Source organism: Corynebacterium sp. ACRPE (genome assembly GCF_022347435.1).
GTDB classification, from domain to species: domain Bacteria; phylum Actinomycetota; class Actinomycetes; order Mycobacteriales; family Mycobacteriaceae; genus Corynebacterium; species Corynebacterium tuberculostearicum_D.
The window spans coordinates 25,847-46,781 of record NZ_JAKRNA010000018.1 but is presented as its reverse complement, the minus strand read 5'-3'; the positions used below and the strand labels follow the sequence as shown (position 1 = coordinate 46,781).

18 protein-coding genes and 1 tRNA gene are annotated in these 20,935 nt (G+C 60.4%); 10 read left to right on the top strand and 9 right to left on the bottom strand.

Annotated elements, in window-relative coordinates; all coding sequences use genetic code 11:
* Positions 1 to 185 precede the first annotated feature (185 nt).
* From MHY13_RS09105 to MHY13_RS09095, 3 genes are all read left to right on the top strand, one after another.
* Positions 186 to 551, top strand: a complete 366-nt coding sequence (locus MHY13_RS09105) for a lactococcin 972 family bacteriocin (RefSeq protein ID WP_239282929.1) — start codon at positions 186 to 188, stop codon at positions 549 to 551.
* 65 nt (positions 552 to 616) lie between these two features.
* Positions 617 to 2,581, top strand: a complete 1,965-nt coding sequence (locus MHY13_RS09100; protein WP_239282928.1) for a hypothetical protein — start codon at positions 617 to 619, stop codon at positions 2,579 to 2,581.
* Between the two features lie 4 nt (positions 2,582 to 2,585).
* Positions 2,586 to 3,239, top strand: a complete 654-nt coding sequence (locus tag MHY13_RS09095) for an ABC transporter ATP-binding protein (RefSeq protein ID WP_239282927.1) — start codon at positions 2,586 to 2,588, stop codon at positions 3,237 to 3,239.
* Here MHY13_RS09095 and MHY13_RS09090 read toward each other — a convergent pair.
* A complete protein-coding gene (locus MHY13_RS09090) occupies positions 3,220 to 3,987 on the bottom strand; it encodes a class I SAM-dependent methyltransferase (protein WP_239282926.1) in 768 nt (255 codons plus the stop codon). The two genes, MHY13_RS09095 and MHY13_RS09090, sit on opposite strands and share 20 nt — an antisense overlap.
* Before the next feature lie 24 nt (positions 3,988 to 4,011).
* Here MHY13_RS09090 and MHY13_RS09085 point away from each other — a divergent pair, with 24 nt between their 5' ends.
* Positions 4,012 to 5,121, top strand: a complete 1,110-nt coding sequence (locus MHY13_RS09085) for a glycosyltransferase family 4 protein (RefSeq protein WP_239282925.1) — start codon at positions 4,012 to 4,014, stop codon at positions 5,119 to 5,121.
* Here MHY13_RS09085 and MHY13_RS09080 read toward each other — a convergent pair.
* Together MHY13_RS09080 and MHY13_RS09075 are read right to left on the bottom strand one after the other, a co-directional pair.
* Entirely contained in the window at positions 5,036 to 6,454 is a 1,419-nt protein-coding gene (locus MHY13_RS09080) for a hypothetical protein (RefSeq protein WP_239282924.1), read from the bottom strand. The two genes, MHY13_RS09085 and MHY13_RS09080, sit on opposite strands and share 86 nt — an antisense overlap.
* On the bottom strand, positions 6,444 to 7,598 hold the full coding sequence (locus tag MHY13_RS09075) for a DUF3068 domain-containing protein (RefSeq protein WP_150850587.1): 1,155 nt from the start codon (positions 7,596 to 7,598) through the stop codon (positions 6,444 to 6,446). The genes MHY13_RS09080 and MHY13_RS09075 overlap by 11 nt, the downstream gene beginning before the upstream one ends.
* A 9-nt stretch (positions 7,599 to 7,607) precedes the next feature.
* Here MHY13_RS09075 and MHY13_RS09070 point away from each other — a divergent pair, with 9 nt between their 5' ends.
* Positions 7,608 to 8,768 (top strand): acyltransferase, encoded by a 1,161-nt coding sequence (locus MHY13_RS09070; protein ID WP_239282923.1) that lies wholly within the window; start codon positions 7,608 to 7,610, stop codon positions 8,766 to 8,768.
* On the opposite strand, the gene MHY13_RS09065 is transcribed toward MHY13_RS09070, so the two are convergent.
* The 3 genes from MHY13_RS09065 to MHY13_RS09055 are packed head-to-tail and all read right to left on the bottom strand — an operon-like array spanning position 8,689 to position 12,486.
* Positions 8,689 to 11,757 carry an alpha-(1->3)-arabinofuranosyltransferase family protein gene (locus tag MHY13_RS09065; protein ID WP_239282922.1) on the bottom strand — a complete coding sequence of 1,023 codons (3,069 nt, stop codon included), beginning with the start codon at positions 11,755 to 11,757 and terminating at the stop codon, positions 8,689 to 8,691. The genes MHY13_RS09070 and MHY13_RS09065 overlap by 80 nt on opposite strands.
* 2 nt (positions 11,758 to 11,759) lie before the next feature.
* On the bottom strand, positions 11,760 to 11,957 hold the full coding sequence (locus MHY13_RS09060) for a DUF2613 domain-containing protein (RefSeq protein WP_005325448.1): 198 nt from the start codon (positions 11,955 to 11,957) through the stop codon (positions 11,760 to 11,762).
* A 22-nt stretch (positions 11,958 to 11,979) separates the two neighbouring features.
* Positions 11,980 to 12,486 (bottom strand): universal stress protein, encoded by a 507-nt coding sequence (locus MHY13_RS09055; protein ID WP_049359996.1) that lies wholly within the window; start codon positions 12,484 to 12,486, stop codon positions 11,980 to 11,982.
* 58 nt (positions 12,487 to 12,544) lie between these two features.
* Between MHY13_RS09055 and MHY13_RS09050 the strand changes: the two genes are divergently transcribed.
* From MHY13_RS09050 to MHY13_RS09040, 3 genes are read left to right on the top strand one after another with little or no spacing between them, the layout of a single operon-like run.
* Positions 12,545 to 13,705, top strand: a complete 1,161-nt coding sequence (locus MHY13_RS09050) for a glycoside hydrolase family 3 N-terminal domain-containing protein (protein WP_239282921.1) — start codon at positions 12,545 to 12,547, stop codon at positions 13,703 to 13,705.
* Positions 13,706 to 13,739: 34 nt separating this feature from the next.
* Positions 13,740 to 15,428 (top strand): VanW family protein, encoded by a 1,689-nt coding sequence (locus tag MHY13_RS09045; protein WP_204610816.1) that lies wholly within the window; start codon positions 13,740 to 13,742, stop codon positions 15,426 to 15,428.
* Positions 15,429 to 15,441: 13 nt separating this feature from the next.
* Entirely contained in the window at positions 15,442 to 15,741 is a 300-nt protein-coding gene (locus tag MHY13_RS09040) for a hypothetical protein (RefSeq protein WP_239282920.1), read from the top strand.
* 481 nt (positions 15,742 to 16,222) lie between these two features.
* Here the strand turns inward: MHY13_RS09040 and MHY13_RS09035 are convergent.
* Positions 16,223 to 16,296: transfer RNA gene (locus MHY13_RS09035), tRNA-Gly, on the bottom strand.
* 65 nt (positions 16,297 to 16,361) lie between these two features.
* Here MHY13_RS09035 and dcd point away from each other — a divergent pair.
* Positions 16,362 to 16,925, top strand: coding sequence for a dCTP deaminase (gene dcd / locus MHY13_RS09030; protein WP_239282919.1), 564 nt, complete (start codon positions 16,362 to 16,364; stop codon positions 16,923 to 16,925).
* Between the two features lie 42 nt (positions 16,926 to 16,967).
* Positions 16,968 to 18,290, top strand: coding sequence for a UDP-glucose/GDP-mannose dehydrogenase family protein (locus MHY13_RS09025; RefSeq protein WP_239282918.1), 1,323 nt, complete (start codon positions 16,968 to 16,970; stop codon positions 18,288 to 18,290).
* Between the two features lie 71 nt (positions 18,291 to 18,361).
* On the opposite strand, the gene MHY13_RS09020 is transcribed toward MHY13_RS09025, so the two are convergent.
* Together MHY13_RS09020 and MHY13_RS09015 are read right to left on the bottom strand one after the other, a co-directional pair.
* On the bottom strand, positions 18,362 to 19,525 hold the full coding sequence (locus tag MHY13_RS09020; protein ID WP_239282917.1) for a YibE/F family protein: 1,164 nt from the start codon (positions 19,523 to 19,525) through the stop codon (positions 18,362 to 18,364).
* A gap of 149 nt (positions 19,526 to 19,674) precedes the next feature.
* A complete protein-coding gene (locus MHY13_RS09015; protein WP_239282916.1) occupies positions 19,675 to 20,904 on the bottom strand; it encodes a pyridoxal phosphate-dependent aminotransferase in 1,230 nt (409 codons plus the stop codon).
* Between the last annotated feature and the right edge of the window lie 31 nt (positions 20,905 to 20,935).

Genomic DNA, 20,935 nt, shown 5'->3' with positions numbered 1-20,935 from the left:
CATGCAACTCAACCGCCGCCCCCGCAAAACCCTGGGCTTTCAAACACCAGCCGAGAAAATGGCAGCACTGATAAACTCAACCGAAACATAGGAAGTGTTTCCACGACCACTAGAATCCGCCAGATATAAAAAGTAAACAATAAGTTAATCTTAGTTAATAAAAGTGAAACTCTTTATCGTTAACGATGACAACTATTAATAATTATGAAATTATTTTATCGGCCCGGAAAACGGGTATTTCATTTCGGAAAAGGAGAGAAATAGATGCGGAAAAAAGTCTGGCTTCCGCAGCCGCTGCTTTTGTACTAGGTGCTAGTGCACTTGGGGGAACTGCTTTGGCAGGAGAACTTGTCGATGGGGGTATGTGGGAACACGGTAAGGGTGGAGGACGAGTGTGGTCGAACTACCACCATCCCAGTGTTAATCACGGTAGTTCCGTGAATGGCCACAAGTACGTTGACTCTGGCTGCCAGCCAGCGAATACGTGGGCCCGTGCGCAGGCATCATCTCGTTGGCTCGGGGCGGATGGCGCTTATTACCGCTTGTGTTAATAGAAGGTAAGCGTCACAAGGGTCGCCGTCATGGGCGACCCTTGCTTTAGTTAAGGAAGTATTTCATGAAAGAAGGCGTTAGCCTTTCTCAACGAATTCTCGCCGCATTTTGCGTACTATCCGCATTGTTCTTGGGGTATTGGGCGTTTGCGATGACGCAGTCGGAGGGAATATTTGAAACCGGCTCTTTCATTAACGTCGGATCGAATGATGGCCAGGGCTCTGAAATTCTTGCTGCACTCGATGAGGCTGCGCAATCGAAGGGTGAGCGCATTGCAGTGGAGCTCGAGCAACCGGACCATACCGACGTCTACGCCGCAGGGGACTTTGGCAGCAGTTGGTACGACACGATTGCGCCGGGCAGTCCAGTTCGCGTACACGATCTGTCGGAATTACCGGATGAGGATCCGCGTCAGCTTCTCCAACTGTCCGGAGGCGAGGATTTCAAAAATACAGTGTATGGGATTCTGGATGCTTACAGCGCGCAGCACCAGGAACTTGAAAGCCTAGAGTGGTCGTTCCTTTTTACGGATACCGCGCTAGCCGGAATTTATTTTTTGATTCTGGCCACGTGCTTTGCTGTCGTCGTGGCCGGCGCGATCGCACGAACGAGGGATTATGCCGTGTGGCAGCTCATGGGACTATCGCCTAGCGTCATATTTGCACGTGAGTTTCGGCGTTCTTATGCAAGTGCATTTCTTAGTGCACTGGCCATCGGGGCGGTGGCATTGGTGCTATGCGCAATATTAGTTTCACCACGAGTGATGCTAGGGATTATGCGTTACTCGGCAGTATTTCTGTTCCCGCTTCTCGCTGTCATGGTGGTGGCATTCCTCCTGACTACATGGGCGTGTAAAAAGCTAGCGCTGAGGGATCGGCTCAAAGGGAAGCTGCCGCAGCGCAGTACCGTGGCAATTGTCGTTTTGTTGAAACTCGTGCCCTGCATTGCAGCTGTAGGACTCATAGCCCCAGCACTAAACCACCTGCATGAAGTGGAGGTGCAAAATGGCGTTGGTAACTTCTGGAAGCAAGCCGATGATTTGCAGATCCTGGAACTTTCAGGGGCGCGTGATAGCGATGGCATCGTAGATTCAACACACAAGTTAGCCGAGCTTGCGCGGGCTAAATCTGCGGTTGGTCAGTTTCAATATGTACAGTTTTCTGAGGACTCACCGGCAGAGTTCGGTGGAGTCGGCCGGGATATGCTCAGTTTCAATTACACGGCAGCGATGCGTTCGGTGGAAGGCCCACTGCGCGAGGAATTGCAGAATAGTCCGCCGCACGAGCCCACGAGGTATATTCCGCGAGGACTGGAAGGCATTGCAGATTCGGTCCCGAAGGACTTCTATTGCAGCGAGCACGAATGCCCAGTGGAGATCCTCGATAGTGATGACTTTGACGTAGCTACTTGGCAGATAGATGAAACTGGTTGGGGAGAACAGATAAAAACTGCGGGGCCGGTGATGACCATCTTTCCGGACGACCAGCTGCCGTCAGATAGAACCATTGTTGCCGGCATGACTCAGAATGGCACTGGCTTTCTGGGTGGGGTTCCGCCTGAGCTTCGCGATGATCCGGACCTTAGCAACTTCGTTTTGAAGACCAACTCGGCTGCACATCTTTGGGCCAAGGGAAACGCTTCGCTGCGTGCCGATACCGTTGCGTTGGTCCTCGGTGTCATTGCTGCGGCTTTGATTGCGCTAACCATGGCGGTCATTGCGGGCTTTTTGTATCGAAAGTTGTTTGCACAGCGGCTTCGCGTCTACCGGTTCATGGGAATCCCCATGACTCGGGCGTATCGATATTTATGGCTTGCTGACGCCGCAATCTGTTGCGTCACCATCGCTTATCTATGGTTTAAAGGCGGCCAAGCACGAGAGCTAGAACGCATGAATAGTATGCCCGCCGTCGTCGCTCAGCTGAAAGTAACGCCAGAAGCAATGGCCTACGGGGTTGGGCTTTCGATTCTTGTGGCTGTCGTTTCAGTAATGACAATGGTGCACATCTCATATCGGGCAGGAAAGAGATAGAAGAATGAATGAGGCCGTAATAAAGATTCGGGAAGGTCGCTACTCCATTGCTAAACGCACCTTGTGGTCCGGCGTGGATATAGATATCGCGCCAGGGCAAGTAGTCGCCTTAACTGGGCCTTCGGGCTGCGGAAAAACCACGCTATTAAATTGCTTAGGTCTTCTGGACTCGCTCACCGGCGGAAGCATGGAAGTGCTCGGTCACGATGCTACGCGTATGAAAGAAAGGCAGGCGCGAAAAGTGCGTCGCAACGATATTGGCTATCTATTTCAGGATTTTGCTCTGGTTGATACCGATTCGGTTGCCGATAATTTGGCTGTAGCATTGCCTCCTAAGACGCCGCAGGCTAAGAAGTCAGAAGTTATTTCCGGTGCGCTGGAGCAGGTGGGCTTAGCTGGGCGAGAGAAGGAGAAAGCATTTTCCTTAAGCGGTGGCGAACAGCAGCGAGCTTCTTTTGCCCGTATCTTGGTACGCACCCCGAGCCTCATCTTGGCGGATGAGCCAACTGCGGCTCTCGACAGTAAGAACAGTGACCGCGTGCTGTCCCTACTGCAGGAGCAAGCCGCTGCTGGTGCTGCTGTCGTCGTGGTTACCCACGATGATCGAGTCCGGGATCAATGTAGCGAGGTATTCGAGCTCAGCGCGTATTGCCATTGAAACTTTTAGGTTGCAATACCAACGTCAAGTTAGACACCGCAAACTCCCGTACCCCTGGCACACGGGTGAGCCACCAAGCCCAGCTGGGGTGATAGCGGGGGAAGGCGAGTTGGAGCGCGCCGGTGCGCTGGGCCCAGGCAAGGCCGGCGGAGCAGGGGACGTCGAAAAGCGAAGTGCCAAAGACATTTTTGGGCGGATGGCCGTGGTGGCGGGTATAGCGATCGCGGGCAAAGCCACCCCCAATGTAGTGCTCCCACAGGCCGGTCTCGTGGCCGCCAAAGGGGCCGAGCCACACCGTGTAGCTCAGGATGGTAAGTCCGCCGGGGCGGGTTACGCGCAGCATCTCCTCGCCCATATCCCAGGGATTGGGGATGTGCTCGGCCACGTTGGAGGAATAGACCACGTCAAAGGAATTATCGGCAAAGGGCAGGTTGGTGCCATCGCCACGCACGGAATTGCTTAAATGGATGCCGGCCGCAGACATCTCGCCGGCATCTGGCTCCAATCCCACATAGCGGGCGCCGCGCCGGGAAAAGGCGTCCGCAAAATAGCCCGGTCCGCCGCCGACATCGAGCACCCGTGCTCCGAAAAGCTGCACGCCCAAGTCGCGGCCGAGGTTATCCACCAGCGCGGCCGTATCCTCCGCGAGCCCGCCGTAGAAAATCTCCGGGCGCGTCTGCTCAAAGCGGAAGGAACGCAGCAGCTGAAAGGAGCGGCGCAGCGTGGCCATCTCACGGGTATGTCTCATAACCCACTAGGCTAATACCTCACGATGAAGATTCTTTTACTATGCTGGCGCGATACCACCCACCCACAAGGCGGTGGTTCGGAGCGCTACTTGGAGCGCGTGGGCGAGTACCTGGCGTCTGAAGGCCACGAGGTGGTCTTTCGCACCTCCAAGCATATGAACGCCGCCCACCGCGAGGTGCGCGACGGCGTGCGCTATAGCCGCGGTGGCGCCAAATTCGGCGTGTATCCGCGTGCCTGGGCGGCGATGTTGGCCGGCCGCCTGGGGTTGGGAGACCTGCGCGGAGTGGATGCGGTAATCGATACCCAAAACGGCATCCCCTTCTTCGCTCGCCTGGTTTCTGGAGCACCGACGGTGCTGCTTACTCACCATTGCCACCGCGAACAGTGGCCGGTGGCGGGCCCTCTCCTCGGTCGGCTTGGTTGGTTCCTTGAGTCCCGAGTGGCCCCGCGCGTCTACCGCGGCGCTCCCTATGTCACCGTGTCTGAGGCCTCCCGCGAGGATTTAGAGGCGCTGGGCATTAAGGGCGCGCACATCATCGCCAATGGCCTGGACCCGGTTCCGGATCACGTTCCTTCCCTGGAACGAGAGGCCGAGGTGCACTTAGTCACGCTCTCGCGTCTGGTGCCGCATAAGCAGATCGAGCATGCCATGGATACGGTGGCGCAGACCCCGGGCGCGGTCCTGGACGTCATCGGCTCCGGCTGGTGGGAGGCTAACCTGCGCGCCTATGCCGAGGAGCATGGGGTAAGCGATCGCGTGCGCTTCCGCGGCCAGGTGACCGAGGACTATAAGCACGCCCTGCTCGCCCGCGCCGATGCCTTGCTTATGCCCTCGCGCAAAGAGGGGTGGGGTTTGGCAGTAATGGAGGCGGCCCAACATGGGGTGCCCGCCGTAGGTTATACGTTTGGCCTGCGTGACAGCGTTATCAACGGCAAGACCGGCATCCTAGTAGAGCGCGAAGAGGACTTCGTGGCGGCCACCAAGCAGCTGCTTGCCGACGCCCCCCTTCGCCGCACCCTCGGCTCCAACGCGCGGGATTTTGCCGCTAGCTTCTCGTGGAAGAAGACCGGCGAGCAGTTCGCGGAATTGCTGCAAGGGCTAGTAGCGGACACGCCATCCACAAAGCGGTAAGCGCCCACGGAACCTGCGGCCGCGGCGCGTTGGTTTCCGCGGCTATGGCACCGTCCACCACGACCACACCGACGCCGACCTCGGCCAGCCGGTTCATATCGTGCTCTTCCCACGCGTGCAGCGCCGCCCGGTAGTGCGGCGAGGCTTGGTCCACCACGGTCCCGTCTACGCTCAATTCTCCTGATTCCACCATGGCCACCGCCTTGGAGTAGGGGTCGACGGCCACGCCGCCGGGTACCTCCACGAGGTTGGCGCGCTCCGGGAAGAAGGCCACGCGGCCGTCAATCGCGCGCACCAACTGTTCATCTATCCCCGTATCCCGTGGCGCGAGCACAGCGAGGCGTCCCGGAACGGGCAGCAGCTGCACGGTCGCGGCCATGGTGGCCAGTGCCGCCGGAAGATTCGGCAGCGCCCCCAGTGAGGCCACATAGAGCGGCAACGCCAACATGGTCAGTTTCCCGCTATCGCGCAGCAGCGCCGCCCCTGGTACGTGATCGATGGACCACACCAGAGCACCGGGAACCAGCCAGAAGAACATCGCTCCGCCGAGCCCCATCGCTGCAAGGACGCTTAACCGTGCGGGAACCCGCCACGCCCCGAGCAGGGCGATGATCGCCACGATGACGCCGCACACGGCGAATCCGATGGCCGCCTCCGCATTCCAGATACCGCCGAGCCGCAGCAGCGCGCCCGCGGTGCCGACGTAGTCTTCTGCCCGCGGGCCAAACGCGGCCACCGCCGCCGCGGTATCGCCGGGCGCGGCGGGGTTGAACATGCCCGGAATGGCCCACGGCAAGCACAGAATCACGCCGCCGAGCGCTACCCGCTTGCGGCAGGTCACCGCCGCGGTCACCACGGCAAAGAGCCCGCCCGTAGGGGTAAGCGATGCTCCCCACATGGCCAGCCACGCCACCCAGCTGTGCTTTCTTCCAGCCCACGCGATGACCGGCAACAGCCACGCAGCCACTGCAAGCGACCACTGGCCCTGCAGGAGACGCTCGATGACGAAGGGATTGGCCACCGCCACCGCCATCGCGCTCACCGCGGCGACTGTAGAGCGTGCCCAGCGCGCCGCGGTGAGCGCGGAGGACGCGGCGGCGGCAAAAATGAGCACCCGTGCCGCCCACGCGCCGCCCACGAGAGCAAGGAAACCGTCCTGCGGTGCGTTGCGGGCGGGCAAACTGCCGCCACCAAAGGCAGAAGGGGAAAGGGCCGGATGGTCAAGCAACGCCATATCGCGCCACAAGAACTCGCCGGGCAAGGCAAAGGGCCAGCACACCGCGGCCACGAGGAGGGTGCCCCAGATAAGGAGTAAAAGACGCCTAGCCTTCACGGTGGCGGCGCATGTACATATAGGCGGCACAGAGCAATAGACCAACGCCGATGGCCTTGCCGGCCCAGCCGACCACCATCAAGGCGCGAATGGTGCGAATGACCGGGCGCACCTCATTAAGGCGCTCCGCGCGGGTCTCATCGGACCAGCGCAGATCAGCGGCAAGGATGGAGCGGTCTTCTGTATCGTCATTCGCCACCATGGTGCCGGCTTGCTTTTCGTCCGCGGCAAAGAAGATCTTGATGTTCTCGCGCAGGTCCACCATGGTGCCGGTGGTGGGCTCGACGGAGATATCGCGGCCGATGGTGTAGAAGGGCTCTACCGTGACTCGGTCAGTGGCATCCAAGCCGAGGAGCTCGCGTGACTCGGCGTCGTAGAACCGCTTCGCTGGCCCGGAGATGCGGAAATCCTCGGCCGCTAGCTGCTTATCGCCGGTGCCGGTATCGACCTCGGCGGTAATGCTTTTGCGCATATCAGCCAGGGAAATGGGCTGGATATCGTGGTGGAAAGAATAGGTAGGGATACCGTCGAGCTTTTCCGTCGTGGTGAAGTCCACCGCCGTGGAGGATTGCGTCGCTAGGTCGAAAAACGGATAGGAGCGCTGCTCGGTACCGGAGGGAAAGAAGTAGTTGATTCCATCGCGCTCGAAGTCGGTGCGGGCCATGCCGGTATCCAGCGCCGGTAGGACAAATTTCCATTTATCCTTTGGCGCCGCGACTGGGTAGGTGGACTCGCGGTTCAACACGGAATGCTCCGTGATTCGGGCAAGGGGAGTATTGCCGGCGAGCAGGCGAGAGAGCGAATCGGAGTTAGCGAGCGCATCATCTTCTGCCACCTCAGAGGTGGTGGTATTGCGCTCGATAGTAAGCAGGTCGTGGTGCAGGTAGCACCACATGGGTGCCTGTTTTTCCTGGCACTGCGGGTCTTTGCTATCGCCGGTGGCTTTGGCCCCGGCGATAAACTCGGGCGCATCCATCCACACGCCAGCCGACGGCGCGGTGACGGTGTTGATGTTTTGGTCGAAGGCCAGCGGCCGGGTTTGATTGTTATACAGCGGCGGCACGACGGTACCCAGCACCAAGAAAATGACGGCGGCAATGACAACCCACGCCAGTGGCGAGCGTGGCCAAAGGTAGCGTTTCATTGCAGTAGTATGTCCAATCAGTTTCAGGTCGATCCGGGGTTAGGAGCAAGCGTGCAGCCGCAGGCATCTGTGAAAAGCGTACCCCAGCATCTGCCGGAGCTGGACGGTCTACGCGCGGTCGCCTCCCTTGGAATCATTGTCACCCACGTGTCTTTTCAGACCGGAACCGGGTGGGGGTTTGCCGGGCGCTTTGATTATTTCGTCGCCGTCTTCTTTGCGCTCAGTGCCTTCCTCTTGTGGCGTCGCCGTGGCCTGCACACCTTATCCGGCTATGCGCGCTCGCGCGTGGCCCGCCTAGTGCCAGCCTATTATGCCTGCGTGGTGGCGGTGATGCTCCTGCTTCCCGACGCCCACTCGCTCTCCCTCACCCAACTTCTCAGCAACCTCACCTCTACCCAGATCTATGTGGTGGACGGGCTAGCACCGGGGCTTACCCACCTGTGGTCGCTGTGCGTGGAGTTCTTCTTCTACCTTGCCTTGCCTTTGTTGGTGTGGCTTCTTGGGGCGCTGCCTCGGCGCTGGCGGGTAGCGGCCATCGCGCTGGGCGCGGTGATTAGCTGGGCCTGGGGTTTTGTTCCCTTTGTGGCCGATTACACCAAGGATCAGGTCAATTCGCAGATTTGGCCGCCGGCGTATGCTTCGTGGTTTGCCGTGGGAATGTTGGCCGCGGAATGTGAAGAGGCCGGTGTTAGCCGGCGCGTGCAACGCGCGCTGCGGCCGCGCTGGGCATGGTGGCTCGTGGCAGCGGTGGTGCTGTGGATTTCCAGCCGCGAGTGGTTCGGGCCGCAGGGACTGGTGCATCCAGAACCGGGCGAATTTTCCCGCCGGATCATTGCGGGAGCGGCCTTCGCCGCAGTCGTGGTGGTACCGGTAGCGCTTGCCCCACGGGATAAGTCCTGGCTGACCAGCCCGCTCATGCAGGCACTGGGCGCGTGGTCCTATTCCATCTTCTTGTGGCATGTGGCCATTCTGGGACTGGCGTTTCCGCTTACCGGGGTGCCGCTGTTTAGCGGGAAGCCCCTGGACTTTTGGGTGATTCTGGCCGTAACGGTGGTGGCCACCGTGGTGGTCTCGGCCGCGAGCTATACGCTCATCGAGCGTCCCGGCCGGGATTTTCTCCTCGGTCGGAGGCGAAAAGACAGGCCACGCCCGCGGCACACAAGCAGCTAAGCAGGAGCGAATCGCCCGCATAGGAGCCCGATGTCCACGGCGCGCGGGCGAGGATCGCCCCGGCCGCCGCTACGACACCGGGCGCGAGGTAGGCGCGCGGAATGGTGGTCCAGCGCAGCACCAACCAAGCGGCAACGGCCGCCACCGCGGCCGGCCAGCCGGTCAGGGCCAGCGCGCCGAGAGCGACTACGGCCGAGGCGGCACCGCCGCGCGGCGCGCGCCAGGTGGGCTGGGACGAGCGCCGCGCGGCCGCCAAGATGCACAGGCCGAGGGTGAGCAAGCCCAAGGCGCCGCCGAAGAGGAGGGTGGCGCGGTAAACCGGTTGGGCGCTAAAGGTCATGCGGAAGTCACCGGAACGGCCGGCTGGAATGACAAAAGCTTGGGTGGCCGCATCGATCTCGCGCGGGGCGATCTCTTCCTCGCCTAGGTAGCCGCGCAGGCCCTTATTGAAGGCACGACCGGTGACCAAGAGGCGATCCTCATCAGCGGCTGCAATCGAGTACCCGGTGGGCTCGGAAGAGCCTGCTGGTTGCCAGCCCTCCTCGCGCAGGCTCACCCACGGCCCCGTGGTGCGCACGCGGTGCGTGCCAGGGCTGAGGGTGAGGGAGTCGCCGGGGGAGTAGCGGTGGGCGTCGATAAGCACGGGCTTGGTGGAATCCACCGTCACCCGCATGGAGCGCGGTGCCGTGAAATCGCGGATGAGCACGCCGGTATCCTGCAGCATGCGCTGGAAAAAGAATTGGTGCACGTCAGGGGAGGTATCCGGGACGGTCACCACGCGCTCGACCGGCTGGCCTTCCACTCCTAACTCCGCGATGCCGGTGCGGTGGGAGAGCTCCACGCGGATGGCCTCGGTATCGCCGCCGGGAACGCGGACTTCCTGCGAGCGGAAGGGCTGCAAATCCACGTCTACGGCCGCGCTGCCAGAGCGCACGGTTACCGTGGTGGCGCTGGTGGCCATGAGCTTGAGGCGCGGCTGGGTGAAAGATCCGCGCAGCTCAATCCACCCGGCATCATCGCCCGGCGCGGGCCACCAGGCGGTGGAGTTTTCTCCATCCACCGCGGCCGTGGCGGACTTCTTCGGCTGGGCGCCACCAAAGGCCGTGGCATCGGCGGCCGAGGAGGAGACTGCTACCGAACCGCCGTGGGTTTCCACCTGGGTAAGCGGCCCAGCGGAGGGATAATCGCGCAGGCGGTTATTCACGTGGCTGGGATCGTCCGCGGCTAGGGGCGCGGAGATGGGGCCATCGAGGGTGCCGTAGTTGCGGTCCGTGAGCGTCGGGGTATCGGTGACGATATCGGCGTCGCGATCGACGAGCTGGCGGGTGGTGGGGCCACAGTGGGCGTCGAGAAGCGCCAAGGCTTCTCCGCCGCCGGCCACGCGGACTGGGTCTGTGGGTCCTAAGGACATGCCGGCGTGGTTGAGCAAGATGACATCGACCTCGCCGAAGCGGTGGACTTCGCCGCCAAATTTACTAGCTAGGGCCTCGTCCTCACCGGTGAAGAGATCGTGGCGCACCATGACTGCGCCGATGCCGAGACGCTGAAGGGAGCGCACGCCGGTGGCCGGATCCTCCTTGAGCGCGGCCATCACGCCGTCGAGCCCGCGGATGGCCTCTGGGGGCACGAGTGGAATGGCATCGCGTACGGCCCACGGGACATCGAGCAGCGGCTGGGCCGGCTCATCGCGCGTCCACCCCCAGGTCTGCCGGGCAAAGGATGCTTCTGGGTAGATAAGGGTGCGGGTATCGGCGGCATGAGTATTGATAAAGTCCGTGGCCTCGTGCCAGTAGGAGGGAACCTCCTTATACGCCCCCAGCGGCAGCAAGCGCTGCGACCATGCCGGGGAGATGACCGCGATGCACAGCAGTAGCGTGAGCGCGCCTACTGTCTGCTTCTTGGTAGGCCGCAAGCTGTGCGGTAGCGGCAGCTGTGCGCAGGCGCGCGCGACACCCAAAAGCAGTGGGAGGCGCACCAGCGGGTCAAACTTATGCAGGTTGCGCAACGCGGCCAGCGGGCCATCGAGCGCATCGAGGTACCACCCCGCCTGGCAACCCAGCACCGCGATGCCCACTACCAACACGACGGACCACACGCGCGGCAGTTTGGTGAGCCCGTAGATGCCCACGGCCGCGATGCCCATGGTGACCAGCACAAAGAAGGACTCGGTGGCTAGCTCATAGCCGGCTACGCGTTCGGTATCGACAAACGGCGTCCAGCTCGTGGTTCCGCGCAGGATCTCGGGCAAGTTGAGCCAGCGAGTGGTTACGCGGGCGGATTCGATGAATTCCGTAAACGGCGGGGCATAGCGGCCAAGCACGACGAGCGGGCCGATCCACCAGGCCGATACCGCCAGGCACCCTAAGAGCCAGGCCGCGCCGGGTCTGAAGGCGCGGCGGTAGAGCAGGATTACAGCGGCCGGGATACACGCCGCGATGGTCGCGGTGGCATTGACCGCACCCATCAGCGCCACCGGGATGGTGGCCGCGGCGGCATCGCGCCAGGTGAGCTTGGCATTGAGGAAGGGCAGGATAACCCAGGGAGCGAGCATGACCGGCCAGGTCTCAGAAGAAATGGCGGTCAGGGTAGAAAGAGTGCGCGGCGAGAGCGCGTAGAGCATCGCCGCCACCCAGACCCACCAGCCACGCAGGCCCACCTTGCGGCCGAGCTTATGGAAGCCGATGAAGCCGACGCTTAAGACCAGTAGCCACCAGAGGCGCTGGGCCACCCAATCGGGCAGGGGCTGGGTTAAAACGAAGAATGGTCCCTGGGGAAAGAGATAGCCATAGGCCTGATTCTGTAGCTGCCCCAGGGTAAAGGTATCCGTATAGGCGCTGAGCGCCCCGCGGAGAAAGTGCAGCGGATCGGCCGCCAGATCATGCTTGGTATCGGCCGCCGTCAGCCCCCACGGCTGCACGAGGAGGATGAGCGCTAGGGCAAGGATCCCCAGCGGGTAGGGGCGGGCAAGCCGCCCGCGGAGGGTACGCACACCTAGTTGCGGGATCCGTACTCAGGGCCGCCCAAAACCGCATCGGAAGCAGAAACCGCATTGCCTTCCGGCACAGTATCGGTGCCGGAGAATTGTGCGATGCCGATGATGGTGATGACGCCGAGCGCGATGCCCACAACAGCGCTACCGATGGCAGGGCCAAGGGTGCGCTTGTTCAAAGAATCGGTTTCCAGAGCCATGGCTAAAGATACTAGCAGCTATTTAGAAGTATTCTGCCTCATCATCGTCCGCGTCATCCTCGTTTTCCTGCGGCACGATGAAGACCGGGAGGCCGGCGTTGCGCACAATCTGATCGGCGGTGGAGTTGGTCCACCACGCGCGGAAGCCGGTCAGGGCGCGGGTACCGGTCACGATGACGTCCACGTCCAGCTCATGCGCGGCATCAATGATGGCGGAGGAGATGGTGGTAGCGGATTCCACCAGGTGGGCGCGGCCGGCTAGGCCCAGGCTTTCGGCCAGCTCGATGCCCTGGCGGCAAATCTTTAGCGCCTCTTCATAGGCCGGATCCTCTTCGACGCCATCCGGGGAGACGGTGGACTGGTGCATTCCGGTGCGGCTGACGGCGCGGGCGGTCTGCCGGGCTACCGGCTCCCAGGCGGTGAGGATTTCTACCGTGGTGGGCCGCAGCAGCTGGGCCGCGTACTCGAGGGCGCGGCCGGCTCGTTCGGTGCCATCGTAGGCAATTAGCATTGTCTCGCCGTTACTCATGTCACTAGTCTACCCACCGCTTGCGACAGAACGCGAGGAATATTGCACACTAGAAGGCATGAAAACTCCGCGCATCCTTGCCAGCCTCGCCCTCGTGACGGCCCTAGGCGCCTGCTCTACCTCCACCCAGGAGGACAACGAGAGCCAGGGCTCCACCACCCCGGCTGGGTCGAGCTCACCTGCCGCGACGCACGAAACGCTCGAAGAGATCTCGCAGGAGGCCGCCCCGCAGCAGGACATCCGCGCCATGGCTGCTTCCGTGCTGATGCCGCCGGTCACCAACTACGACGATGCTAAGGCCAAGCTGGAGGCAGGTGTGGGCGGAATCTTTATCCCTAGCTGGGCGGATCCAAACTTGCTGCAGGAAGAGGGCCGCGATATTAATGCCCTGCGCCAAGAGGTGGGCCGCGACTTTGAGGTCTCCATCGATTTTGAGGGCGGGCGCGTGCAACGTTTCTCGGAGATCCTGGGCGAGTACCCCGCGCCGCAACAGATGGCGGCCGAGCGTTCCCCACAAGAGGTGGAGCAGCTCGCACACGAGATTGGTATGAGCCTCAAGACACACGGCATCAACGTGGACTTTGCACCGGTGCTCGACGTCGATGGCAATGGCCTGGAAGTTGTGGGCGATCGATCATTTTCCACCGATCCGGTCCAAGCAGGCGAGTATGGTGCGGCCTTTGCACGCGGGCTGGATTCCGCTGGGGTCAAGGCCGTGTTCAAGCATTTCCCGGGCCACGGCCGTGCTTCTGGCGATACCCACCTGGCCGAGGCCGTTACCCCGCCGCTAGAAGAACTAGAAGGCCACGAGTTCATTCCCTTTAAGGCTGCCCTTCCCCAAGCACCCAATGCCGCACTGATGATGGGCCATCTCGCCGTGCCCGGCCTGGGCGATGGTCAGACTCCCGCTTCCATTCTGCCGGAAGCCTATGGCCTAGCCCGCGAGACCCTGCAGTACGACGGGCCCATCTATACCGATGACATCGGCGGCATGAAGGCGATTGCGGATTCGCACCCGCTTGCCGACGCCGTCGTGGACTCCCTCAATGCCGGTGCCGACATGCCCCTGTGGTCCACCGAAGGCGACATTAATGCGGTGATCGACGCCGTTGTTGGCGCCGTCGACCAGGGCCGCCTGCCACTCGAACGCCTTGCAGATGCCGCCCGCCATGTCAGCGCTCCCCCGGCCAGCGCTGCACCCGAGCCCGCACAGGACTAGGAAAAATGCCACTAAAACCGTTAACCTTTAAGGCGTGAAAAAGGCAGAAGGAAAAAACGGTGCTAAAGGCTGGCTCATCGCGCTCGGCGTATTGGTTGGCCTTGTCCTGATCGCGGGCATTGCTTATGCCTGGGATGTCGCAGCAAACCAGGACAAGATTCCGCGCGCCGTTTCCGTCAACGGCGTGGATATCTCCGCCATGGATCGCACCGCCGCAGTAGAGAAGCTCGAAGACGAGCTTGCGGGCGTAGAAACCGAGCCCGTGAGCGTTACCTCCGGCGACCTGCACACCGATTTCGTTCCCTCCGAGTCGGGCCTCGCCCTGGATAACCAGCGCGCCGTGGACAATATTGAGGAGCCTTCCCTCAATCCTTTTACCCGCCTGTATAGCTTCTTCCGCTCCACCCGGGATATTCCGGTAGAAACCAATGTGGATGAGGCCCAGCTGCAACCGGCTCTGGACCGCGTGAAGAAGGATCTCTCCACCGATCCAGTCGATGGCATGCTGGAGCTCAACAATGGTGAGCTCAAGGTCACCGACCCCAAGCTCGGCCAAACCGTAGATGCCGGCACCCTGCACAATGCGGTTACGGATAATTGGCTCGATTCCGAGGGCGTAAACGTGGACCCAGAAGAGGTAGAGCCGGCCATCAATGATGAAGCTATCGAGGCCATGCGCACTGGCGATGCCGCCAAGGCGCTGGATAATCCCATTACCTTGAAGGCCAAGAATAATGTCAGCGCTACCCTGAATAAGCCGGAAATCTCCCAGTTCACCAGCATTGAAAAGAAGGACGGCAAGCTCAAGCTCGCCGTGGATACCAACCGCGCGCAAGAGCTGCTGGCCGAGCGCTCCGAGGGCGCCGATGTCCCTGGCGTAAATGCCAAGATTTCCTTCAACGGTAACGACAAGCAGATCACCCCGTCCGAAGACGGCGAGATCATCGACTGGGAGCCGACCATGAAGGACTTTGACAAGCGCGTGACCGGCGATGACCGCGAGTGGGATGCTACCTACAAGCCGGATCCGGCAGAGTTCACCACCGACGATGCCAAGAAGGCGACCTTCAACGACACCGTGGGCGAGTTCACCACTGAGGGCTACTCCGCTGCCTCCGGCAAGAATATCGAGCTGGTAGCCCAACAGGTCAACGGCGCCGTGGTCAACCCAGGCGAGACCTTCTCCCTCAACGGCCACACGGGCCCTCGCGGCACGGCACAGGGCTACGTTGAGTCCGGCATCATTATCGATGGCCACTCCGGCTCCGCCGTGGGCGGCGGCATCTCCCAGTTCGCCACCACCTTGTACAACGCTGCCTACTTTGCGGGCATGGAAGATACCGCCCACACCCCGCACTCGTACTACATTTCGCGCTATCCTGCCGGCCGCGAAGCCACCGTGTACGAGGGCGCCATCGACCTGCAGTTCACCAATACCTTCAATACCCCGGTCCGCATTGAGACCGACTTCGGCGGCGGCAAGATTACCGTGCGCCTGAAGGGCACCAAGACTGTCGACGTCGAGTCTGTGAACAACGGCCGCTGGGCTAAGACCGACCCACAGCCTATGTCCGTCCCAGGCAGCGACTGCTCGCCTTCTTCTGGCGCGCCGGGCTTTACGACGTCCGATACCCGCATCATCAAGGACCTAGGCGGCAAGGAACTCTCCCGCGAGACCACCACCACGGTCTACGACCCTCAGCCCATCGTCCGCTGCGGCTAGTAGACTCGGCGCCATGCAAGAGCGAACCCTTACCACACTCATATTCGGCAACGTGGTCATTGAGTCCAACCTGCGTGGGGCAGAACTTCGCATCTACAGCGAAGACTGGCGCGGATATCAGCGCCGGACCGATTGTGGAATGACGTTCCGCGCCCCGCTAGATGACATCCGCGGCACTGTTCCTGAGCGCGATCTTGTCGCGCTCACGGAGAAATTCTTCGAACCAGCCGCCGCAGAGTTGGAAGCACACTATCCAGGCGGGGTAGAACGAGCACAAAAAGAACTGGCCGAGTGGCTAAGCGCCACCGACTAGCACGATATTGTCCCCCCGAAAATTGGAGCCGACGACGGTGTCTGAGTTCATGACATATTTGACAGTCTGTGCCTGAGGGAATCGTCGTGATGCTTGACAGGTGAGCCGCGACATATTTGACGCTTAGGGCTATCTTACCGTGTCGGGTGATGCTTGACTGGTGAGTCGGGACATGTTTGACACTATGAACAGTCCTAACCGCAATATGGCCATCGTCAAAGCTGTACGCCAATCCGGTGGCGTCGAAATAGAGCGCGGCCATTCAGGGCCTAAGGCACCTTCTAGAGCCCAAGAGGGAAAGGGCTCCGCCCGTCAGGCGTAGGTGTTCTTACGGCGTCTTGGTACTGCTGCTTGGAACGATGCGCCCTGGCACTGCCCGCCTGATCGAAGAAACCGGCACCCCAGAACAAAAAGCAACTGGAATGCCGGTTTGTTAACGATGTCGCGACTCATCTGTCAAACATGTCGCGACTCATGACATTGGAGCCGACGACGGGAATCGAACCCGCGCCAGCAGCTTGGGAAGCTGCAGTTCTACCATTAAACTACGTCGGCACTGCGCGCTTGCACGCTCCGGCCTACTATACACCGCGGCCTTCGGCATGAGTAGAATTGGGGCCGTGCTTCTTTCAGATCGTGATATCCGTGCCGCCATTGACGCCGAAGAATTGGGCATCGAACCCTTCGACGGCGAGCTCATCCAGCCCTCGTCCGTAGACGTGCGCCTAGATAAGTATTTCCGGGTCTTCAATAACTCGCGGTACACGCATATTGACCCCAAAGAGGAAATGCCGGATCTCACCACCTTGGTGGAGGTAGAAGAAGATCAGTCCTTCATCCTGCACCCAGGCGAGTTCGTGCTCGGCGCCACGCTGGAAAAATTCACACTGCCGGCAGACTTGGCCGGTCGATTGGAGGGCAAGTCTTCCCTTGGCCGCCTGGGATTGTTGACCCACTCCACCGCGGGCTTTATTGACCCAGGTTTTTCCGGCCACATCACGCTCGAGCTTTCTAATACCGCCAACCTGCCCATCGCCCTGTGGCCGGGTATGAAGGTGGGTCAGCTGGCTATCTTCAAGATGACTTCACCAGCGGAAAGCCCATATGGCACCGGCTCGCTGGGATCGAAGTACCAGGGGCAGCGTGGCCCGACGCCATCGAAGTCTTACCTGAATTTTCGATAGGCTTAAACCGGCATTCACATAGAGCCTCTAATATGGGGCTTTATGCGTATGACTGTAATCGGCACCGGATACTTGGGTGCAACCCATGCTGCCTGCATGGCCGAGCTCGGCCATGAAGTACTAGGCGTGGACGTAGATGACAATAAAATTTCCGCTCTTAAATCGGGCAAGGTTCCGTTCTTTGAACCGGGCCTGCCGGAGGTTCTCGAGCGCAATATTGAGGCCGGCCGCCTTGACTTCAGCACGGACTATGAAGAAGCAGCCGCGTTCGGCAACCTGCACTTTTTGGGCGTAGGTACTCCGCAGCGCCGCGGTTCCTACGCGGCGGATATGACCTACGTGAAGGCCGTCATCACGGATCTGGTGCCCAAGCTCAAGGGTGATCACATCATCTTTGGTAAGTCCACCGTTCCGGTGGGAACGGCTGCGGAGCTCCAAGAGCTAGCCAATGAGCTTGCCCCAGAAGGCACCACCGTGGAAATCGCGTGGAACCCGGAGTTCCTGCGTGAGGGCTACGCCGTCAAGGACACCATCACCCCAGACCGCATTGTTCTCGGCGTGCGCGAGGGTGAAAGCCGCGCCGAAGAGGTAGCGCGCGAGGTCTATGCCCAGCCGCTCTCGCAGGACACCCCATTCATCGTGACGGATTGGCAGACCGCCGAGCTGGTCAAGGTCTCCGCTAATGCGTTCTTGGCCACCAAGATTTCCTTTATCAACGCCGTTTCTGAGATCTGCGAGATTGCAGGCGCGGACGTTACCGCTCTTGCCGACGCCATTGGGCTCGACGAGCGCATCGGCCGCAAGTTCCTTGGCGCCGGTCTCGGCTTTGGTGGCGGTTGCCTGCCCAAGGACATCCGCGCTTTCATGGCCCGCGCTGGCGAGCTGGGCGCCGACCAAGCGCTAACCTTCCTGCGTGAGGTGGACGCTATCAATATGCGCCGCCGTGACCGCGTGGTGGACCTGGCCAAGGAAGCCTTCAATGGTTCCCTGCTTGGTCACCGCGTGACCGTATTGGGTTGCGCGTTTAAGCCGAATTCCGATGACGTGCGCGATTCGCCCGCCCTTGCCGTAGCGGGTTCCCTGTCGCTGGCTGGCGCGGCAGTAACCGTCTATGACCCAGAAGGCATGGACAACGCGAAGAAGGTATTCCCCACCTTGGATTATGCCGCGGACACTGACGATGCCCTGCGCGAGGCTGAACTGGTGATTTTGGCTACCGAGTGGAAGCAATTCAAGGAATTGGATCCGCAGCAGGCGGGCCAGCTGGTGGACAATAAGCACATTATCGATGGTCGCAATGTGCTGCCTGTCGCGGATTGGCAGCAGGCAGGTTGGAAAATTGAGGCATTGGGGCGCACCCTCTAGGTCCTCTACTCCCTAGATGCCAAAGGCTGAGCAGCGAAATAATCGCCCTGCTCAGCCTTTTGTATAGGAGCCTAAGCTTGTGCGCGTTGTGGCACTGTGAAAGCTGCGATGGCCGTAGTGATGGGAACCGCGAGGGTCAATGCCATCGCACCTACTCCGGAACGCAGCAGTTCCGTTGCAACGAGATCGCTGCTCAGAATCTGTCCGGCAGGGCGTTCTGCTGCGGTAATCAGCATGAGCAGCGGCAAGGCCGCGCCGGTATAGGTGAGAATCAACGTATAGACCACGGAGGCGATGTGATCACGGCCCACCTTCATTGCGGAGAGGAAAAGCTGTGTAGGGCGGGCATCAGGGTCTGCTCCGTGGAGTTCGGTAATGGTGGATGCTTGGGCAACGGCGACGTCGGCAAGGCTGCCCAAGGCACCGACTACAAAGCCGCATAAAAGCACGCCCACGATGGATACGTTGGGCATATAAAGAAGTAACTTCAGGTTGTCCTCGGAACTGTAGCCTTGTAGCTGCGAACTATCGATAGCGGCCCACGCTAACGCTGCTGCAAGAATGAGAGCGCTAAGGGAGCCGCCCACCGCCGATGCCGATTTCCAATTTATGCCGTGGACGAGAGGAACGGCGAGCAGAATGATAGCGGAGCAGGCAACGAGTGCTGACCACAGGGGATTATGGGCGTCGATAAGAGCGGGGACGAGGAACGCAAAGATCACGCCTAGGCTTAGTGCCAAGCCGATAAGGGCGCGCACGCCATGCCAGGCCGCAAAAGCGATAATGACGACGGCTACGATTACTGCCCACAGAGCTAAGCTTCCGGTGCGCTGATAATCAGCAAAAGCATAGGACACAGCGCCGGAAGGGTCACTAGCCTTGGAAAGGACAATTTTGTCGCCCGGTTTAAGCTGCGGATCGCCGGCATTTCCGTAGGTGACCAGTTGGGTCATGCGTCCTTCGTCTTCGCCGGAGGTGATGTTGACCAAGGCGCGGTCGCACTGCACTTCCTCAGTCCCTGGAATGAGCGGCGGTTTATCAAAGGCCTGTCCAGTAAGTTCCGATTGGCAAGCCGAGTGATCTGTCGTGTCGACCGTGCCCTCGACCTGTGGGTGGTTGAGGGCATAGGTTTGCTGAAAATCAGTGGAGGTGTGCTCGGAGGCTGGACTCTGAGGCCACAGCACTGCCATGCCCGCAATGGTGGCTATCAGCGCTGTGACGAGCACGCCGAGCAAGGCTAACCGACATGGATGGTGAGCTAACGAAGTAGATAGCCGACCCCATGAACTACGGGTCGGCTGAGGCTTAGGTGCCGCAGAATGTCTTCCCATGCACCATATTGTGATGGAATATCAATATCATTAGCAACTGGTGGGGAAGAAAACTACTGCTTATAGCTCACCAGGAAGTTGCCAAGGCGCTCGATGGCGTTTTCGATCTGGGATGCCCACGGCAGCGTGACTACGCGAAAGTGATCCGGGTTCGGCCAGTTGAAGCCGGTTCCCTGCACCATGAGGATCTTTTCCGCTTTCAAAATATCCAGCATGAGTTTGGCATCGTCATGGATTTCATACACATTCGGATCCAGGCGCGGGAAGAGGTAAAGCGAGCCCATGGGTTTTACCGCAGACACGCCCGGAATCTCGTTGAGCTTTTCATAGGCAATATTGCGCTGGCGCAAAAGGCGCCCGCCGGTACCGGTGAGCTCGTAGATGGACTGGCGGCCACCTAGCGCCACCTGGATAGCGTGCTGCGCTGGCACATTCGGGCACAGGCGCGTTCCGGCCAGAAGCTCTAGGCCTTCGATGAAGCCACGGGCGTGGTGCTTAGGGCCGGTGAGCACCATCCAACCGGCGCGGTAGCCACATACGCGGTAGGCCTTGGACAAACCATTAAATGTGATGGTGAGCAGGTCCGGGGCGAGTGAAGCGATGGAGATGTGTTGTGCGCCGTCATAAAGAATGCGGTCATAGATCTCATCGGCCAAGATGAGCAGGTTATGCTCGCGGGCGATATTAACTATCTTCTGCAGTACTTCGCGCGAGTAGACCGCACCTGTTGGGTTATTCGGGTTGATGACCACGATGGCCTTGGTTTTATCCGTAATCTTGGACTCAATGTCCTCGATGGATGGATTCCAATCATCGTCCTCATCGCATAGGTAGTGAACCGGGGTGCCGCCCGCCAGGGACGTAGCTGCGGTCCACAATGGATAGTCCGGTGCTGGGATGAGAACCTCATCGCCGTTATTAAGCAGCGCTTGGGTGGTCATGCTAATGAGTTCGGAGACGCCATTGCCCAAGAAGACATCGTTGATATCGAAGGGCGGGAAATCCTCCAGCTCGTAGCGGGTAACGATGGATCGCCGGGCAGGAATGATTCCCTTGGAGGTGGAATAGCCCTGGGAAGTAGGCAGGGCGGCGATCATATCGCGCATGATAACGTCGGGAGCCTCGAAGCCGAAGACGGCTGGGTTACCGGTGTTGAGTTTCAAGATGGTGTGCCCATCGAGCTCCATGCGTTCCGCTTCCGCAGAGACCTCGCCGCGAATGTCATACGCGACGCCCTTGAGCTTGTCGGACTGGTCAAAGATGCGGAGTTTCGGAGAAGTCATGGGAATATTGTGCCACGATTCACAGCCACAC

Coding starts and splice junctions, on each gene's coding strand:
- MHY13_RS09025 (WP_239282918.1), top strand. CDS start 16,968: ATGCGTATGACTGTAATCGGCACCGGATACTTGGGTGCAACCCATGCT.
- MHY13_RS09040 (WP_239282920.1), top strand. CDS start 15,442: ATGCAAGAGCGAACCCTTACCACACTCATATTCGGCAACGTGGTCATT.
- MHY13_RS09090 (WP_239282926.1), bottom strand. CDS start 3,987: ATGAGACATACCCGTGAGATGGCCACGCTGCGCCGCTCCTTTCAGCTG.
- MHY13_RS09060 (WP_005325448.1), bottom strand. CDS start 11,957: ATGGCTCTGGAAACCGATTCTTTGAACAAGCGCACCCTTGGCCCTGCC.
- MHY13_RS09100 (WP_239282928.1), top strand. CDS start 617: ATGAAAGAAGGCGTTAGCCTTTCTCAACGAATTCTCGCCGCATTTTGC.
- MHY13_RS09050 (WP_239282921.1), top strand. CDS start 12,545: ATGAAAACTCCGCGCATCCTTGCCAGCCTCGCCCTCGTGACGGCCCTA.
- MHY13_RS09070 (WP_239282923.1), top strand. CDS start 7,608: ATGTCCAATCAGTTTCAGGTCGATCCGGGGTTAGGAGCAAGCGTGCAG.
- MHY13_RS09015 (WP_239282916.1), bottom strand. CDS start 20,904: ATGACTTCTCCGAAACTCCGCATCTTTGACCAGTCCGACAAGCTCAAG.
- MHY13_RS09075 (WP_150850587.1), bottom strand. CDS start 7,598: ATGAAACGCTACCTTTGGCCACGCTCGCCACTGGCGTGGGTTGTCATT.
- MHY13_RS09055 (WP_049359996.1), bottom strand. CDS start 12,486: ATGAGTAACGGCGAGACAATGCTAATTGCCTACGATGGCACCGAACGA.
- MHY13_RS09095 (WP_239282927.1), top strand. CDS start 2,586: ATGAATGAGGCCGTAATAAAGATTCGGGAAGGTCGCTACTCCATTGCT.
- MHY13_RS09105 (WP_239282929.1), top strand. CDS start 186: ATGACAACTATTAATAATTATGAAATTATTTTATCGGCCCGGAAAACG.
- MHY13_RS09085 (WP_239282925.1), top strand. CDS start 4,012: ATGAAGATTCTTTTACTATGCTGGCGCGATACCACCCACCCACAAGGC.